The 1,082-nt window shown below is 36.3% G+C and carries 1 pseudogene; it reads left to right on the top strand.

Annotation, left to right across the window (positions count from 1 at the left end):
- Positions 1-234 precede the first annotated feature (234 nt).
- Positions 235-1,082, top strand: a pseudogene (locus CXF67_RS09920) (GEVED domain-containing protein); the annotation flags it as partial.

A 1,082-nucleotide genomic window follows, 5' to 3' on the forward strand; every position in this document is an offset into this window, starting at 1 on the left:
GTGGATTTGGATCCATGCATCCAGGAGAAGACCTTGACTTATCCATCCGATTAAAAAAGAAAAATTTTAAAACCCTCTATATAGAGGGTTCTTTGATTAGTTGACTTTTATAAAATTATAACAACATTATTAAAAAAGGTGTTATTAACTAATTTTTAGTTAAAAAAAATATCATAAGCTTTATTTTTTATTCAAATATTAACTACATTGGTCCCGAACTTAAAATTTTAAATTATGAAAAGAATTACAATGACCTTGTTTAGTCTTGTATTTGCATTAACACTCAATGCACAGGATTTTTCGGTCAAATCAACAAAAACTGCAACAGCGCCCGAAATTCCTAAAGCTGTTTTAGTTGACCAGTCGCCAGATGGAACTTTAACTAATTTTGAAAGTGTAGTTTCAGTTGTGAATAACACCGGCGCTGGGGTTTATGTTACAGATGATTTTACACTAGATGCTGGGTATAATATTCAATCTATTACAGCTTTTGGTTTTAACTCCAATCAAGAATTTGAATCTACAGTCACAGGTATAAACGTTTACATCTATGCCAATTCAGGTGCTAATACTCCAGATGGCGATCCTTCACAAATAGGATCAGGTTTGTTAGAACTCGTAAATGTAGACCCTGTTGGTCCAGCTGTAGAAATTACAGGTACTGGTGATGGAGGATTCGATATCACAGTTGATATTGAAGCTGCGAATGGGGGCTTAGTGACTCTTCCTGCTGGAGATTATTGGTTAGTTGTTGCTCCATCACAAGATATTCCAGATTTTGGTAATGCTACAAGATGGAATTGGAGAGGTGCTGGAACTGGTGCTTTTGGAAATAGCTCTGCTCACCTTATAGATCCTACCGATGCGTTTGGTGGAGGTTTTACAGATTGGACACTTTATTCTGCTCTTGGTATAGTTGAATATCAAAGTACAGCCTTTATTATTGAGGGAGAACCTTCTGCCGCTTTTCCTCTTCCTTACTGTGGACCTTTAGTTTTTAGTGCTAATGTAGAACCAATGACTAATGTTGAGTTTGCAGGAATTGAGAATAGAACTGATGCGCCAATAAATGGTACTCCCGA

The organism is Psychroflexus sp. MES1-P1E (assembly GCF_002836055.1).
Classification (GTDB): Bacteria; Bacteroidota; Bacteroidia; order Flavobacteriales; family Flavobacteriaceae; genus Psychroflexus.